Annotated in this window: 18 protein-coding genes; 14 read left to right on the top strand and 4 right to left on the bottom strand. The window is 42.8% G+C overall.

Translation table 11 applies throughout. The features are described 5' to 3' along the window. Window positions 1-223 precede the first annotated feature (223 nt). From NST73_RS15350 to yunB, 4 genes are all read left to right on the top strand, one after another. A complete protein-coding gene (locus NST73_RS15350; RefSeq protein WP_342499190.1) occupies window positions 224-1,075 on the top strand; it encodes a DUF72 domain-containing protein in 852 nt (283 codons plus the stop codon). A gap of 63 nt (window positions 1,076-1,138) precedes the next feature. After that, complete coding sequence (locus NST73_RS15345; RefSeq protein ID WP_342499189.1) at window positions 1,139-2,512, top strand: bifunctional UDP-sugar hydrolase/5'-nucleotidase; 1,374 nt, start codon at window positions 1,139-1,141, stop codon at window positions 2,510-2,512. 67 nt (window positions 2,513-2,579) lie between these two features. Continuing rightward, complete coding sequence (locus NST73_RS15340) at window positions 2,580-2,885, top strand: DUF1805 domain-containing protein (protein ID WP_007500404.1); 306 nt, start codon at window positions 2,580-2,582, stop codon at window positions 2,883-2,885. Between the two features lie 69 nt (window positions 2,886-2,954). Next, window positions 2,955-3,725 (top strand): sporulation protein YunB, encoded by a 771-nt coding sequence (gene yunB, locus NST73_RS15335; RefSeq protein ID WP_007500406.1) that lies wholly within the window; start codon window positions 2,955-2,957, stop codon window positions 3,723-3,725. Between the two features lie 78 nt (window positions 3,726-3,803). Here yunB and NST73_RS15330 read toward each other — a convergent pair whose 3' ends face one another. Further along, on the bottom strand, window positions 3,804-4,268 hold the full coding sequence (locus NST73_RS15330) for a DUF2691 family protein (protein ID WP_342499188.1): 465 nt from the start codon (window positions 4,266-4,268) through the stop codon (window positions 3,804-3,806). Between the two features lie 225 nt (window positions 4,269-4,493). On the opposite strand from NST73_RS15330, the gene NST73_RS15325 reads away from it, so the two are divergent. Further along, on the top strand, window positions 4,494-4,724 hold the full coding sequence (locus NST73_RS15325; RefSeq protein ID WP_008346846.1) for a hypothetical protein: 231 nt from the start codon (window positions 4,494-4,496) through the stop codon (window positions 4,722-4,724). 81 nt (window positions 4,725-4,805) lie between these two features. Here NST73_RS15325 and NST73_RS15320 read toward each other — a convergent pair whose 3' ends face one another. Beyond that, on the bottom strand, window positions 4,806-5,750 hold the full coding sequence (locus tag NST73_RS15320; protein ID WP_234710308.1) for a M23 family metallopeptidase: 945 nt from the start codon (window positions 5,748-5,750) through the stop codon (window positions 4,806-4,808). 323 nt (window positions 5,751-6,073) lie between these two features. On the opposite strand from NST73_RS15320, the gene lipA reads away from it, so the two are divergent. After that, window positions 6,074-6,970: a lipoyl synthase gene (gene lipA, locus NST73_RS15315; protein WP_008360456.1), complete on the top strand. Its 897-nt coding sequence runs from the start codon at window positions 6,074-6,076 to the stop codon at window positions 6,968-6,970. A gap of 39 nt (window positions 6,971-7,009) precedes the next feature. On the opposite strand, the gene NST73_RS15310 is transcribed toward lipA, so the two are convergent. After that, a complete protein-coding gene (locus NST73_RS15310; RefSeq protein WP_007500413.1) occupies window positions 7,010-7,645 on the bottom strand; it encodes a YhcN/YlaJ family sporulation lipoprotein in 636 nt (211 codons plus the stop codon). A gap of 120 nt (window positions 7,646-7,765) precedes the next feature. Here NST73_RS15310 and NST73_RS15305 point away from each other — a divergent pair, with 120 nt between their 5' ends. From NST73_RS15305 to NST73_RS15295, 3 genes are read left to right on the top strand one after another with little or no spacing between them, the layout of a single operon-like run. After that, complete coding sequence (locus tag NST73_RS15305; protein WP_008346837.1) at window positions 7,766-8,041, top strand: YutD-like domain-containing protein; 276 nt, start codon at window positions 7,766-7,768, stop codon at window positions 8,039-8,041. Between the two features lie 19 nt (window positions 8,042-8,060). Next, window positions 8,061-8,495, top strand: coding sequence for a DUF86 domain-containing protein (locus NST73_RS15300; protein WP_017367989.1), 435 nt, complete (start codon window positions 8,061-8,063; stop codon window positions 8,493-8,495). Between the two features lie 21 nt (window positions 8,496-8,516). Next, the gene (locus NST73_RS15295; protein WP_342499187.1) at window positions 8,517-9,287 is read left to right on the top strand and encodes a TIGR01457 family HAD-type hydrolase; all 771 of its coding nucleotides are present in this window, start codon (window positions 8,517-8,519) and stop codon (window positions 9,285-9,287) included. Window positions 9,288-9,329: 42 nt separating this feature from the next. On the opposite strand, the gene NST73_RS15290 is transcribed toward NST73_RS15295, so the two are convergent. Beyond that, window positions 9,330-9,830, bottom strand: coding sequence for a phosphatidylglycerophosphatase A (locus NST73_RS15290; RefSeq protein WP_024719755.1), 501 nt, complete (start codon window positions 9,828-9,830; stop codon window positions 9,330-9,332). Between the two features lie 113 nt (window positions 9,831-9,943). On the opposite strand from NST73_RS15290, the gene yutH reads away from it, so the two are divergent. From yutH to thrB, 5 genes are all read left to right on the top strand, one after another. Then, window positions 9,944-10,984: a spore coat putative kinase YutH gene (gene yutH / locus NST73_RS15285; protein ID WP_035389301.1), complete on the top strand. Its 1,041-nt coding sequence runs from the start codon at window positions 9,944-9,946 to the stop codon at window positions 10,982-10,984. A gap of 74 nt (window positions 10,985-11,058) precedes the next feature. Beyond that, window positions 11,059-12,027, top strand: a complete 969-nt coding sequence (locus NST73_RS15280; RefSeq protein WP_342499186.1) for a D-glycerate dehydrogenase — start codon at window positions 11,059-11,061, stop codon at window positions 12,025-12,027. 222 nt (window positions 12,028-12,249) lie between these two features. Then, window positions 12,250-13,551: a homoserine dehydrogenase gene (locus NST73_RS15275; RefSeq protein ID WP_024719752.1), complete on the top strand. Its 1,302-nt coding sequence runs from the start codon at window positions 12,250-12,252 to the stop codon at window positions 13,549-13,551. Next, the gene (gene thrC, locus NST73_RS15270) at window positions 13,551-14,612 is read left to right on the top strand and encodes a threonine synthase (RefSeq protein WP_048002236.1); all 1,062 of its coding nucleotides are present in this window, start codon (window positions 13,551-13,553) and stop codon (window positions 14,610-14,612) included. The genes NST73_RS15275 and thrC overlap by 1 nt, the downstream gene beginning before the upstream one ends. Then, a complete protein-coding gene (thrB, locus tag NST73_RS15265) occupies window positions 14,609-15,541 on the top strand; it encodes a homoserine kinase (protein ID WP_007500423.1) in 933 nt (310 codons plus the stop codon). The genes thrC and thrB overlap by 4 nt, the downstream gene beginning before the upstream one ends. Window positions 15,542-15,576 lie beyond the last annotated feature (35 nt).

The raw sequence follows: 15,576 nt of genomic DNA, 5'->3' as shown, positions 1-15,576 counted from the left end.
TGTTATCAGCTCCATTCAATTTAGATAGAAAGTTGTGATGTAATATCACAAAAAAGATGGCAGGGCAAAATCACGTCACATCAGTCATCTTCATTCAGAAAAATGAGTAAATATGATATGTTGTAGACAGAAGAATTTCTTTCAGAAAGATGGGTATCCCAAGAAACAAAGACTTTCAATGGGAAAATCCGTTTAGACAAGCAAGTGGCAAGAGGTGAGATAGATGATTTATATCGGATTAACTGGCTGGGGCGATCATGACAGTCTGTACCCGCCGAGAATCGGCAGCTCTCAAAAGCTGTTTCACTACGCATCAACGTTTCCCATTGTGGAACTGGATGCAAGCTTTTATGCTGTTCAGCCTGAGCGGAACCATGAAAAATGGATAAAAGATACGCCAGACGCCTTTCAATTTGTTGTGAAAGCATATCAAGGAATGACCGGGCATCAAAGAGGCGAGATCCCGTTTGCTTCAAAGGAAGAAATGTTTGATGCCTTTATTCTTTCACTGAATCCTCTCATTCGAGCAGGGAAACTGGCGATGGTTCTGTTTCAATTTCCACCATGGTTTGATTGCAAAAAGGAGCACGTCCACTATTTAAGATGGTGTAAGGAGAAGATGGGGGACATTCCTTGTGCACTCGAATTCCGAAACCGAACTTGGTTTTCAGACGAGTTTTATGAACAAACCTTATCCTTTATGGAGAAAGAAGGGTGGATTCATTCCGTCTGTGATGAACCGCAAGTCGGAGAAGGGTCTATACCGCCAGTCATAAAAGCCACACACCGTGACAAAACATTGGTCCGTTTCCACGGAAGAAATAAACAAGGTTGGCTTCACCCGGCAGATCATGAGAACTGGCGTGAAGTTCGTTACTTATATTTATATAATGAAGCTGAACTAAAGGAATGGAAAAAGAACCTCGACATCCTGCATCAACAATCGAAAGATGTATATGTCGTATTTAATAATAACTCAGGCGGAGATGCGGCAGCGAATGGCCAGCAAATGGTTGATTTGCTGGATTTGACGTATTCAAGCTTATCCCCGAAGCAGTTAGATTTATTTAGTTAAACGAGAGCTGTGGCTTTCAATTTGAACGATACGGTTCAGTGACAACTTGAGGGAGAGATCAACATGCTGCAGAAGCTATGGTTATATCATACAAACGACTTGCACAGCCACTTTGAAAACTGGCCAAAAATCGCAGCTTATATTGAAGAAAAGCGTCAAGTTCACGATCAGATGCTCTTATTTGATATTGGCGATCATATGGATCGAGTAAACCTTGTATCAGAAGCGGATTATGGAAAAGTGAATGTCAAACTTCTCAATCAGCTTGGCTATGATGGAGTCACAATTGGTAATAATGAAGGCATTACGTTGCCTCATGAGCAGCTCGACCAATTGTACAAAGACGCGCAATTCCCGGTGATTTTATCTAATTTATTTGAAAAAGGCAAAAGACCATCGTGGGCAAAGCCTTATGAAGTGATCACGTTGAAAAATGGACTGAAGATCGCCGTCTTAGGGGTGACCATTGCGTATACACCTGTCTATGAAAAGCTGGGCTGGGACATTACAGACCCATTTGAGAGCATACGGGAGATGCTACAAGAAGTGAAAGGACAAGCCGATGTCATTGTTCTACTTTCCCATCTAGGCATCATCCATGATCGAGAGGTAGCCCATGACTTCCCGGAAATCGACATCATCTTAGGCTCACATACGCATCATCTTTTAGAACAGGGCGAGATGGATAATGGCGTTCTTCTTGCATGTGCTGAAAAGTATGGGCATTATATTGGCTGTGTCGAGCTGACCATTGACACAGCGAGTAGCGAGCTCATCGAGAAAAAAGCGACGGTGCAATCAGTGGACCAGCTGATCAGTGAATCCGATGAAGCGATCACGACTTTACAGAAAGCAGAAAGACGAGCGAAGTCACTCATGCAGGAAAAAGTGACATCCATTAAATCAAAGCTCGAAACAAAGTGGTTTGATGACTCTCAGCTTCCGCAACTTTTAACAGATGCCATTAAAGAATGGTGCGAGGCAGATATCGGCATGATGAATGCTGGGATGGTGCTTGATTCATTAGAGGCTGGCATCGTCACAAGAGAAGACATTCACCGGATATGCCCGCATCCCATTAATCCAATTCGGGTGAAGCTTACTGGGAAGCAATTGATCGAAACAGTGTCTCGTGGCTGTGAAGAAAAAATGGAACAGCTACGCATCAAAGGCTTTGGATTTAGAGGCGAACTGATGGGGAAAATGCTATACAGCGGTTTGACTTATTCATTAGAAGAGGGCGAAGCCAAACGAGTAAAAGAGGTCTATGTAAACGGCGAGCTGATCCAAGAGGACGTGTCCTATACAGTTGGCACAGTGGATATGTATACACTTGGCTCTCTTTTTCCTCATATACGTGACCATGAACACATTGAATATTTTATGCCGGAATTTTTACGTGATGTCCTGAGCTGGCGATTGAAGGATGCAAAGTGAAATCCGCTTCAGCCTAACAACACTTGCCCTCCCTTCACATAGATTGTGTTGAAGGGAGTGAAGGGATATGGTGAATTTAACACCTATTACAATTGATGGCCATTCCTTTACAGCCGTCACCGTCAAACTGCCAAAGACCAATTTCATGGCAGTGACAAATGAGCATGGTTATATTATGTGCGGTGCACTTGATGTCGGGCTCCTAAATGAAAAGCTTGCAGATAGAGGAATCATCGCAGGAAGAGCAGTCGGTGTAAGAACCATCGAGCAATTGCTAGATGCACCTTTAGAATCTGTGACATATGCCGCTGAGTCGCTCGGCATTCATGCTGGCACAATTGGAAGAGATGCATTATTAAAAATGGTGAAATAAAATGAACAGATGATTCCTATCCCCCCGCCTGTCTGCATACACTTGTAATGGAGAAGGGGGGATTTTTTATTGAGATTGAACCGCCGTTATCGCCCCTATAAAAAGGGCCCTCTGCCATTTCGTTATGTCATGCTGCTTGCCATATTATTTTTTGTGCTCTCAACTGTCATTAGCCTATTCTTCATCAATCGTTCCATTAAACCAACGTTGATTCACATTGCTGAACTAGAAACAGAACGAATCGCCAATCATCTTATCCAATATTCTGTTCAGGATTTTGCAGATGATCAGGAGAATATGAAGGATATGGTTGTGATGAATACCAGTGAGAACGGAAAAGTGACAACTATCGACTTCAATGCGCAAGCAACATCGAAAGCAATGGCTGACCTGTCACGTCACCTTCAAAAAAATCTAGAGGACATTGAAAAGGGGAATTTTCAAAAAGAGGCAAAAGAAGCATTAAAGGATCAAACAGATGGACATGACGGCATTATATATAACATTCCGCTTGGGCAAGCGTCCGGAAATGCACTTATCGCCAACCTAGGACCAAAAGTGCCTGTACGATTCAGTGTCATTGGTGACCCGCATACGGACGTTGAAAAAAACATTAAGCCTTATGGCATCAACAATGCCTTGATTGATATTAGTGTGCTCATTGAGGTGAAGGTGAGAGTCATCATCCCATTCGCCTCAGAAACCATCGTCGTCAAAAACTCCGTGCCTGTCTCCATTCAAGCCGTTCAAGGAGATGTCCCAGATTATTATAATGGCAGCGGAACAAATTCAGGCGCTCCATCGATTGTTCTGCCAGAAAAAAAGGAGAAGAAAGAATAACAGCCCAATGGACGAATTGGGCTGTTTTTTTCATACGCTGTGATTGCATATAGTGTTTTTGTGATGAACGTTTTGTTGTTACGAAACAGACAGTCTTGTCCTTGCATCATTTTCATCGGTGATATAGGTCACGTCTTCAAATCCACATTCAACTGCATTCTTGTATAGCCATTCGAGTGTTCCCTTATTTTTGCAATAGATCGTGACATAGGAGCAATCGGTCACTAAAAGAACAAGCTCGCATTGGCTTTCAATAAATTCTTCATAGGTCTTAATATGAGACAATGGCCCTTTTGGATATGCTTGTAAATCGGCGAAAATCATATAATACGTCTTGTTTTCAATGAGGTGTTTGAGTTCTATACCGTCCATTTCTGTTTTACCTTCAGGAAAAAGTTCTTCATCTTTTTCGCCATCAACTAGTATATTCGAGTCTTCGGTATCGATTCGCCAGCTGAATTTGGTGATGTCGATCGGTTTTAGCACTTCTCCAAGGAAGACTCCGTATTCATTTGGAATGGTAAAGGTCATTCCTCTTTTCAAAAAACAACCCCCTAACTCTTTGTGAAGTAATCTTTCATTGGTTGCCATGCTTAGACTTTTTTTCATGTGATCTGTTCATCTTATCCTAATTAACCACTTGATTCCATACGGATCACGTGCCATGATAAATGTTCATTGTTTTCCTTTTCTGAATAGTGAAAGCTATCCTGAAGACTGATTTTTCACGATCGTCTGTTGTGAAAATGAGAGGAGGATTTGATTGATATGAAGAAAATTCATGTAAGCGGATTTTGTTTTTTGGTATTTGCCATTGTATTTAGTGCTAAATATATGTCAGCATCGATATTATTAGCTGGGAGTGACAGTTTGAGTGTCGACTTATTTAGAGGGATGTTTGACATGATTCCACTCGAAGTAACAGTTGTGTATCTCCTTTTTTTCATCATGGGTATTCTTTTTTTAGTTTTAGGATTGAAAGAGAAGCATAAGCAGTAACAGTAGACAAGTGATGACCGGGGAAATGTTGATACATATTAAAAGGAGAAGCAAGCGGTATCGCTAAACTTCTCCTTTTATTTATCGACGTTTCCGTTCGGCTCTTTCCCACGCCCTTAAATGAGGGTAAGGATCAAACGACCATTCAGTTCGTCCATTGTCTTTATACATGCCATAATGAAGGTGTGGCGGGAATTTTCCTGCTGTGCCAGGTGGACCGTAACCGGAGCTTCCGACTGATCCGATGACTTGACCAGGTTCTACAATCTGCCCAGCTTTGAGTCCTTTTGCAAAGCCATTTAAGTGGGCGAAATAATGATAATGATTATGAATATCTCGAATGCCGATCCGCCAGCCGCCAAAGCGATTCCAGCCTTTCATTTCAATCACGCCGTACGATGTCGCACGAACAGGAAGACCGTAATGAGCAAAAAGATCAGTGCCCTCATGAATTCTTCTGCCTCCAAAGCCTCTCGCATCACCCCATGTACTCCTGTAGCTGTAGTCAGCGCCAACCGGAAGAGGAAACGCATGCTTTCCAAGGTCAAGATGGCCGTAATGCTTATAGAGCTTCATAAAAGATGAAATGATTCCAACGGTTTGATCACGTCCGTAATAATCCCACAGCGCAATTTTTAATTGATCGATGCTGCTGCCGTAATGGAGCAAGTATTGAGCAAACGTGAACAGGACATCTTCATCGTTATCGATTTCCGCTTTTCCATCCCCATTACCATCAAGCCCAATACCGTCAAACACTTTAATGCTTAATGGAGAGGTATCCTGCTTATTGGGATTTTCTGGTCCTATCCACATTTCCCGGGGAATGTAGATACCAATCACACCTGTTTGTTTTGGTAAATCTCTTCTGCTTTTGCGTATATTGTGTTCATACTGATCAACCGCAGCAAGTACATACCACGGGACCTGTGTGGTGATGGCGATCTTTTCATACAGTGCCATTCGCTGTTTTAATTCATCGGGCTGTTTGTTTGCCCCTTGTGCATGGACTGATGCGGGAATCATTGAAAGAGCGATGATGATCGCTAAAACCACTTTCACAAACGTCCATCTCCTTTCTTCGAACATCTCTTCTACCGTTTAGTGTGGTTTGATCACGTTATTTCATAAGAAGAAAATGTTAGTAATTTTCTTCTGTTATTTTAGGAGTCTTTTGGGTATTTTTGCAGCTCATTCCCTTGTTGTTCAATCTGTACTATGTTAAAGTGTCTAAAGAAAAGGCCTTAGGCCGAAGATTCAATTTTTTGCGGCAACAGCTGCATCCATCGTATATAGCAGGAAGATGATTGTATATGCACCTTTAACGAATTCATATGGAGATGATGGAATTGGCAAAGAAGGAAGAGCACGTAAGAAAACCGGACTGGCTTAAAATTAAGCTGAATACGAATGAAAACTATACCGGTTTGAAAAAAATGATGCGGGAAAACAACCTGCATACCGTTTGTGAGGAAGCGAAATGTCCGAATATTCACGAATGCTGGGCAGTGAGAAGAACTGCTACATTTATGATCCTCGGATCTGTTTGTACGCGCGCATGCCGTTTCTGTGCGGTGAAAACCGGACTTCCTACTGAGTTAGACTTGCAAGAGCCAGAACGCGTGGCGGATTCAGTGGCTTTGATGAATTTAAAGCACGCTGTTATAACAGCGGTTGCAAGGGATGACCAAAAAGATGGCGGAGCAGGCGTATTTGCTGAAACTGTTCGTGCCATTAGAAGAAAAAGTCCATTCACAACAATTGAAGTTCTCCCTTCAGACATGGGTGGCAATTATGATAATTTGAAAACGTTAATGGATACACGCCCTGATATTTTAAATCACAATATTGAAACAGTACGCAGGTTAACACCAAGAGTTCGTGCACGGGCTACATACGATCGTTCATTGGAATTCTTGCGTCGTGCAAAAGAAATGCAGCCTGACATTCCAACGAAATCAAGCATTATGATTGGACTTGGTGAAACGAAGGAAGAAATCATTGAAGTCATGGATGATCTTCTTGCCAATAACGTTGACATCATGGCAATTGGTCAGTATTTACAACCTTCGAAAAAGCATTTGAAAGTGCAAAAATACTACCATCCAGATGAGTTTGCAGAGCTGAAGGAAATTGCCATGTCAAAAGGCTTTAGCCACTGTGAAGCTGGACCGCTTGTCCGTTCTTCTTATCATGCAGACGAACAAGTAAACGAAGCGTCTAAGAAGCGTCAGGCGCAAGCATAACAAAGAAAACGCCAGAGCTCTCTGGCGTTTTTTCTCGTATTAATTTTGGCCGTAAGGTGCGTTTCGTCTCATGGTCCGATCGGAATTCGTCATGCCATTGGCATCTTCTTTCGTTGAAATATCTCCGCCTTGAGGAGAGTATTTCATTTGTTGAATCGTTTTCGTTAAAATTTGATCAAAATCACGTGAATTGGTTTGAAGACGTGAAAAATTGGCAATGGATTGAAAGTGCTCTGGGTTATCAGAGACGTACACATGATAATAACGAGGGAGAACAGAAACCGCTGTTTTTTTCACTTGATCGGCTGATTCATCTCGGTTTTTGTTGCCTGTTCGATACACAATGAGGGCATCCTCGTCTGTGACAAGTGTTGCTGCATCCTTTATATTTGGCAGCTGGATGGCTAAACTTGTAATCACGTGGGCAAGGTGCTCACGATTTAAAGCAGGGGTTCTTTCCTTCTGATCGGTTACTTGCTGGCGCTGATAACGAACATAGCCTGCTCGATTCGTATCTGCTTCTGGCATGTTGGAATTATTTCCTTCATGACGATCAGACAGGCGAATTGTCTTGCTGGAAGAATCTTCATCCACTTGCCGGTTCATACCTGATTGAAAGCCGCACCCGCCTAAAAGCATGCATAGGAGAATAGTGGCTGTCAGTTGTTTCATCATAAATGTGACCTCCTTTTTTCTTTAGCTTCGGCTAAATCGGAAAAAACATGCTTTAGCAATTGATGGAGTTGTTCCAATGAATTATCATTAAAGGTGGATCGTTTAAAAAGAGGTGAGAAGATGATCGTCATTCAGAATGCTACCTTTGATCTTGTCAGAGAAATCAAAGACGGCTTTGATGAGGAAGCGTTTAAAGCAAGGTACTCAGATATTTTAAATAAGTATGATTATATTGTGGGGGATTGGGGCTATAACCAGCTTAGGCTGAAGGGGTTCTTTGATGACCAAAACCAAAAGGCCACATTCGATACAAAAATCAGTACACTCGATGAATACATTTATGAATACTGTAATTTTGGCTGTGCCTATTTTGTCTTAAAGCGGATTAGAAAATAACGCAAAGGGGAGCGTCATGATGTATTTCGTAGACAGAAAGAAGATTGAAGAGACATTACGTTTTTTTGAGGAGCAATATAATTTGATGCGCAGTCATCAAACATGGTCAAGCCCTTTAGAAAAAAAAGCGCTGGAACGAATTGTTCATTTGCTCGTCGAATGTATTCTTGATACAGGAAATGATATGATTGACGGCTTTATCATGCGGGACCCAGGAAGCTATGACGACATCATGGATATTCTTGTGGACGAAAAAGTTGTACCAACAGAAGAAGGCACTCACCTGAAAAAACTGGTCTCGTGCCGTAAAACACTTGTTCAGCAATACCAAGAAGTGGTTCATCACGATTTGTTGCAGGTCATCAGTGAGGTAGAACAGGCGCTGCAAGTCTTCCCGAATCGAATTCGCACTTACTTGGAGCAGGAGCTTGGACCAGTATCAGCGTTTAAATAAACCATTGGAGTTGTAAGCAGCATGAAATACAAAGGCTATTTAATTGATTTAGACGGGACGATGTATAAAGGAACAGAAAAGATCGAAGAGGCGGGGCAATTTGTTCACAAGTTAAATGAGTTGAACATCCCTTATTTGTTTGTCACGAATAACTCTTCACGCACGCCGAAGCAAGTAGCAGAAAAACTGGTTTCATTCGATATTCCAGCAACGGAAGAACAAGTCTTTACAACCAGTATGGCGACGGCAAACTATATCGCAGAACAAAAGAAAGATGCCTCGGTGTATGTGATCGGAGAAGAAGGAATTAAGCAGGCCATCGAAGAAAAAGGCTTGTCGTTTGGTCAAGAAGACGCTGATTTCGTTGTCGTTGGAATAGACCGCGGTATTACATATGAAAAACTAGCGGTAGGAGCCATTGCGATCCGTCAAGGTGCACAATTTGTTTCAACAAATGGAGATATTGCCATTCCGACAGAAAGAGGGCTGTTACCTGGAAATGGATCGTTAACATCTGTGTTGACGGTTACGACAACAGTGCAGCCAACATTTATCGGGAAGCCAGAGTCTATCATTATGGAACAGGCCATGCGGGTGCTCGGGACAGATGTGTCAGAGACGCTCATGGTGGGCGATAACTATGATACCGATATTATGGCAGGGATGAATGCAGGGATGGATACACTGCTTGTCCATACAGGCGTCACGACAAAAGAGCTGCTTCAGAAATATGACAAACAGCCAACCTATGTCATGGATTCATTATCTGAGTGGATTGAACGATTATCTTAATGAAAAGAGGACAAGCGTCAGACGCACGTCCTCTTTTGTGTTTTATTCTGCATTTCTCGCACTATGTGCCAGTCTGCTTGATGCTGCCGCAGCAATAGCACCGACAATGTCATCTAAAAAGGTGTGGCATTCGCCTGAGGATTTATCGTTGAGTTTTCCAAGAATCCCTGGTTTTTCTTTGTCGATATATCCGTAATTCGTAAAGCCGATGGAGCCATAAATATTAACGATGGCAAAGGATAAAATTTCATCAACCCCATATAGACTTTCATCTGTTTCAAGAATGGATTGCAGCGGTTCTGTCAGCTTTTTTTGCTCAGCGAGAACATCTAGTTCAACGCCTGTTAAGATGGCATTTTGGACTTCACGTTTTGCGATGACACGTTCCACATTGTGGATGCACTCTGTCATGTCTAAGCCAGGATGATATTTTTCCTGTAAAAAGAAGACAAGGTCTGCTATATCTTGAATGGTTACGCCTCGTTCTTGTAAACGGCGTCTTGCTGTTTTTTCTACTTCGTTCATCTCATGATGATGCGGCATGTTCCTCACCCAATCCTCGTAATTTGTCCACAACGTGTGAAATAGCTTCGGATAGTAAATAGTATTCATAAATCCCTCAACCTGCGACTACGATATGATAAGAGACTGATTTTATGAACGCAGGTGAAATCATGAAAGAAACCATTTATCACACATTTGGTATTGATGTGCGTCAATTTATGCCATATGGCAGTTATCAGAGCTTTCAAACGGCGAAAGCTCTCTTCATCATTGTTCCCGTGTCTCATTTGCGAGAAGAAGAACTCACAGAGCTTTATCATATCAGTCAGTATTTACTGAATGACGGTGACCCATACGTTGCCGTGTTTGAATTAACAAACGAAGAGAAACCGACTTTTACCCATGGAAAAGAACTGTACGCTCTATTAAAGGCAGCACCGCGGGTTACAAGCCGCTCATTTCAGCACGCATCAGAGCTGGCGGCCTTTCATGTCAGGGGGAGAGGGTTTCCTTATGAGGTGTCTGAAACAAAACGTGTCGGAGCTTGGAAGGAATTATGGGCAAAACGGTTAGACCAGCTGGAAGGCTTTTGGATGCAGCAAATGCATCAAAAACCACTTGAACGATTTGAAAAGAAATTCATTGAATCCTTTCCGTATTATCTCGGATTAACGGAAAATGCCATTCAATATTTAGTGGATACAGAGCTTGATGATGAACCAAAAGAATGTGATTCAGGAACTGTTTGTCATCAGCGCTTTTCACGTATGACCTGGCCACATGAGCAGCCGCTTCGTTTACCTGTAGATTGGGTATTTGATCATCCAACAAGGGACATCGCAGAATATTTAAGAGAAACCTTTGTCCAGCATAAGGAGGATTTAATTGAAGAGGGATTTTCCTTTTTGCAGCAATATGAGCAGGTTACGCCTCTTTCATCATTTTCAAAGCGTCTGCTGTACAGCCGTCTTCTGTTTCCGCTTCATTATTTTGAAATTGTCGAAGGTTATTATATGTCAGGAGAAAATGAAAAATCTTATTATGAAGAACGATTAGATTATGTTTTAAATGATGCGAACCGCTACGAATATTTTCTCAAGGTGTTTCAAGAATTGAGTGCTATGCGCAGCGGTGGGCATCTCATTCCTCCTGTTGGATGGATTCATCAATCCGCTGATTTGAAGTTTCAGTGAACAGACGAAACGTCTCTTTTCTCTTGAGGCGTTTTTCGTTATGCTTAAAGAAATCAACCAAAGGAGTGTTCTTCTTGACGAAACCTTATGTTTATATCACAAGAAAGCTTGATGAAACAACACTTACACCATTAAAAGAAGTCGCTCATATTGACATGTGGACGAGCGAGGATGAGCCGTGTCCAAGAGAAGAGTTAGAAAAACAAGCGGCTCAAGCAGATGGGCTGCTCACGATGCTGTCAGATCAAGTAGATGAGGCACTTTTATCAAATGCTCCAAATCTAAAAGTGGTCGCGAATCTCGCGGTCGGCTATGACAATATTGATCTAAAGGCAGCTAAAAAGCACGGGATCACGGTATGTCATACACCGGACGTCTTAACAGAATCGACGGCTGATTTAGCCTTTGCGCTTTTGATGGCGTCAGCAAGACGAATTGTCGAAGCGAGTGATTGGATTAAGGATGGGAACTGGACAGGCTGGGGGCCGCTTCTTCTAGCTGGTGCTGATGTTCATCATAAAACGTTAGGGATTGTCGGAATGGGCAGTATTGGAACCGCACTGGCCAAGCGGGCAAAAGGTTTTGATATGAATGTTCTGTATCATAATCGTTCAAGAAAGCCAAAAGCAGAAGCGCAACTAGGTGTGACCTATGCCGCATTTGATGAGCTGCTTACGCAGTCTGATTTCATCGTTTGTTTGACACCTTTAACGCCTGAAACGAAAGAAATGTTTAATAAGAAAGCATTTGAGCAGATGAAGAACACGGCTTACTTCATCAACGTTTCCAGAGGGCAGACGGTAGATGAAGATGCTTTATATGATGCTGTCACGACAGGAAAAATTGCAGGAGCAGGTCTGGATGTATTTAGCAAGGAGCCAGTCAGCCCAGATCACCCGCTAACGACATTAGCAAATGTGACAGTGCTTCCTCATATCGGAAGTGCAAGTGTTGAAACGAGAAAAAACATGATGCATTTATGTGCTGAAAATATTGCGCTTGTCCTGCAAGATCAGCAAGCCAAAACGCCAGTTCAGGCGTAATCTCAAGCTTCCCGGCTTCGGGAGCTTTTCTCACAAAAATATTTTGAAAATATAGAATCTTGATATAAATAGCTGTTAAGCGGTTTCATTCTCATATTCTCTTATTTTATTACCTTGTCAAAATGAGGATACCCCTTTATAATGTGTGTACATTGAATGTCTGTGTTAGGTTAACAAATGTCTTTTTAGAGAGGACATTTACGGAGAAAGGTGGAATTTCAGGTGAAGGCAATTCGAGTTGGACTACTAGGATTAGGAACAGTGGGGAGCGGTGTCGTTAAGATTATTCAAGATCATCAGGATAAATTAATGCACCAGATCGGCTGTCCGGTATTAATACAAAAAGTGCTTGTGAGCAATCCCGATAAAAAAAGAGATGTGGATGTGGCAAGAGAGGTCTTCACAACTGAAGTATACGATGTGATTCGAGATCCAGAGATCGACGTCATTATTGAAGTGATGGGCGGCATTGAAGAGACAAAACAATATTTAATAGATGCACTAAATGAGAAGAAGCATGTCATTACAGCCAATAAGGATTTAATGGCGCTATACGGCACAGAGCTTTTACATGTAGCAAAAGAAAACGGCTGTGACCTTTACTATGAAGCGAGTGTCGCAGGTGGGATTCCGATTTTGCGTACACTAGAGGAAGGTTTAGCCTCTGACCGCATCACAAAAATGATGGGAATCGTGAACGGGACAACGAACTTTATTTTAACAAAAATGAATGTCGATAAAAGTGCGTATGAAGATGTATTAAAAGAAGCACAGGATCTTGGCTTTGCAGAAGCAGATCCGACGGCGGACGTAGAAGGGCTAGATGCGGCAAGAAAGATGGCCATCCTGGCAAGACTCGGCTTTTCCATGAATGTAGACTTAGAGGATGTGAAAGTGAAAGGCATCTCTGACATCTCGGACGAGGACATTAATTTCAGTAAACGTTTTGGCTATACAATGAAGCTGATTGGAATTGCCCAAAGAGACGGAGAGAAAGTGGAGGTCAGCGTACAGCCAACTTTACTTCCTGATCATCACCCGTTATCTTCCGTCAACAATGAATTTAATGCTGTCTATGTTTACGGAAGTGCTGTCGGAGAAACGATGTTTTACGGACCTGGAGCAGGCAGTCTGCCAACGGCAACAGCTGTAGTCTCAGATTTAGTCGCTGTTATGAAAAACATGCGTCTTGGTGTGAATGGCAGTGGATTTATTGCACCGCAATTTGAGAAGAAAATCAAATCATCATCCGAAGTATTTGCTCAGCAATTTTTAAGAATACATGTGAGAGATCAAGTCGGGGCTTTCTCCCGCATTACATCGATTTTTTCTGAAAGAGGCATCAGCTTTGAAAAGATCCTTCAGCTTCCTGTCAAAGGGCATGATGAGCTTGCTGAAATTGTGATTATTACACATCAGACATCAGAAGAAGATTTCTCAAATATCCTGCAAACATTAAACGATCTCGACGTGGTGGTTCAAGTGAAGAGCACGTACCGAGTAGAAGGGAACGGTTTAAGCTGATGAAGTGGAATGGACTCATTGAAGAATTTCAAGAATTTTTACCAGTAAACGAACACACACCTAAACTAACATTAAATGAAGGAAACACACCGCTGATTCATCTCGCAAAGCTATCTGAAAAGCTTGGGATTGAACTTCATGTGAAAACAGAAGGCGTCAACCCTACAGGTTCTTTTAAGGATCGCGGGATGGTCATGGCCGTCGCAAAGGCAAAAGAAGAAGGCAATGATACGATCATGTGTGCATCGACAGGGAATACGTCTGCAGCAGCAGCAGCTTATGCGGCGCGCGCTGATATGAAATGTATTGTCATCATTCCAGATGGAAAAATTGCCTTCGGTAAGCTGGCGCAGGCTGTCATGTACGGAGCAGAGATCATTGCCATTGACGGCAACTTTGATGATGCGCTGAAAATTGTCCGCAGCATCTGTGAAAAAGCACCGATTGCACTTGTTAACTCCGTCAATCCATATCGAATTGAAGGACAAAAAACAGCGGCATTTGAAATCTGTGAGCAGCTAGGCTCCGCACCGGACGTACTGGCGATTCCTGTTGGAAATGCGGGGAATATTACAGCGTACTGGAAAGGCTTCAAAGAATATCATGAGAAAAAAGGCACGGGACTGCCAGTCATGCGTGGTTTTGAAGCAGAAGGAGCTGCAGCCATCGTTAGAAATGAAGTCATTGAGCAGCCAGAAACAGTCGCAACAGCCATTCGCATCGGAAACCCTGCAAGCTGGAAGCAAGCTGTAGCAGCGGCAGATGAGTCAAACGGGAAAATTGATGAAGTGACAGATGAAGAAATTCTTCATGCCTATCAATTGATCGCACGTGAAGAAGGTGTGTTTGCAGAGCCAGGCTCTTGTGCATCAATTGCAGGTGTACTCAAACAAGTGAAATCTGGAGAAATTAAGCCAGGCAGTAAAGTCGTCGCTGTACTGACAGGAAACGGATTAAAAGATCCGAATACGGCGATTGATATTTCACACATCAAACCGGTCACACTGGATGCAGATGAAGATCAAATTCTGGAACATTTAGAAAAGGCCGCACGCGTATGAGTAACGCCTCCATGCTTTTTTCAATCACAGTACCGGGAAGCACTGCCAACTTAGGACCAGGCTTTGACTCAGTCGGAATGGCGCTCAGCCGCTATTTGAAGCTATCGGTCTATGACCATGATAGCTGGCTGTTTGAAGCAGAAACAGATGTCGTGTCTGGTATTCCATCAGGCACCGATAACCTGATCTACCAAACAGCTAAAAAGGTCGCAGATGACTTTGGAAAAACACTCCCGCCTGTTCATGTCAAAGTGTGGAGTGATATTCCATTAGCAAGGGGGCTTGGCAGCAGCGCTGCTGCCATTGTCGCCGCTATTGAGCTCGCCAATCAGTTGCTTGAATTAAAGATGACCGATGATCAGAAGCTCTTTTTTGCAAGTGAGGTAGAAGGTCATCCAGATAATGCGGGTGCCTCTTTATTCGGTGGTTTACTCATCGGTCTTCATGAAGAAGACAAGACACATGCCGTTAAAGTGCAGCATGTGGATGTAGATGTCGTCGTCGTGATTCCTTTTTATGAAGTGCTCACAAAGGATGCCCGTGATGTCCTGCCAGAGGATTTTTCCTATAAACAGGCAGTGAGTGCGAGTGCAGTGAGTAACGTCCTTGTCGCCGCCTTAATGACGCAGAACTGGCCGCTTGTAGGGGAAATGATGAATAAAGATTTATTTCATCAGCCATACCGCACGATGCTTGTCCCAGAGTTGTCAAAGGTGGAGCACGTTGCTTCATTAAAAGGCGCGTATGGAACGGCATTAAGTGGTGCTGGGCCGACTATTTTGACATTAGTGGAAAAAGGGAAGGGAGAAGCGCTGAAAAAGCAGCTTGCCCAAAATTTCCCGCATTGTGAAGTGGATGTGCTGACGGTGCCGGTAGAAGGTGTCGTCGTCGAGCATCATTCTGTGAATCAAATGAAGAACGTGCTGTGAAGACGCACGTTCTTTTTTTATCCTTGTTTTTCATA

Source organism: Bacillus sp. FSL W7-1034, assembly GCF_038593365.1.
Classification (GTDB): Bacteria; Bacillota; Bacilli; order Bacillales; family Bacillaceae; genus Bacillus; species Bacillus altitudinis.
The sequence above is the reverse complement of the archived record's forward strand: the minus strand, read 5'-3'. Positions and strand labels throughout refer to the sequence as shown.

Excerpts from the sequence above, each read along its gene's own strand:
- NST73_RS15290 (WP_024719755.1), bottom strand. The coding sequence starts at position 9,830 with ATGCCGCATCATCATGAGATGAACGAAGTAGAAAAAACAGCAAGACGC.
- NST73_RS15350 (WP_342499190.1), top strand. The coding sequence starts at position 224 with ATGATTTATATCGGATTAACTGGCTGGGGCGATCATGACAGTCTGTAC.
- NST73_RS15325 (WP_008346846.1), top strand. The coding sequence starts at position 4,494 with ATGAAGAAAATTCATGTAAGCGGATTTTGTTTTTTGGTATTTGCCATT.
- yutH (WP_035389301.1), top strand. The coding sequence starts at position 9,944 with ATGAACGCAGGTGAAATCATGAAAGAAACCATTTATCACACATTTGGT.
- thrB (WP_007500423.1), top strand. The coding sequence starts at position 14,609 with ATGAGTAACGCCTCCATGCTTTTTTCAATCACAGTACCGGGAAGCACT.
- thrC (WP_048002236.1), top strand. The coding sequence starts at position 13,551 with ATGAAGTGGAATGGACTCATTGAAGAATTTCAAGAATTTTTACCAGTA.
- NST73_RS15345 (WP_342499189.1), top strand. The coding sequence starts at position 1,139 with ATGCTGCAGAAGCTATGGTTATATCATACAAACGACTTGCACAGCCAC.
- NST73_RS15310 (WP_007500413.1), bottom strand. The coding sequence starts at position 7,645 with ATGATGAAACAACTGACAGCCACTATTCTCCTATGCATGCTTTTAGGC.
- NST73_RS15320 (WP_234710308.1), bottom strand. The coding sequence starts at position 5,750 with ATGATTCCCGCATCAGTCCATGCACAAGGGGCAAACAAACAGCCCGAT.
- NST73_RS15305 (WP_008346837.1), top strand. The coding sequence starts at position 7,766 with ATGATCGTCATTCAGAATGCTACCTTTGATCTTGTCAGAGAAATCAAA.
- NST73_RS15295 (WP_342499187.1), top strand. The coding sequence starts at position 8,517 with ATGAAATACAAAGGCTATTTAATTGATTTAGACGGGACGATGTATAAA.
- NST73_RS15340 (WP_007500404.1), top strand. The coding sequence starts at position 2,580 with ATGGTGAATTTAACACCTATTACAATTGATGGCCATTCCTTTACAGCC.
- NST73_RS15300 (WP_017367989.1), top strand. The coding sequence starts at position 8,061 with ATGTATTTCGTAGACAGAAAGAAGATTGAAGAGACATTACGTTTTTTT.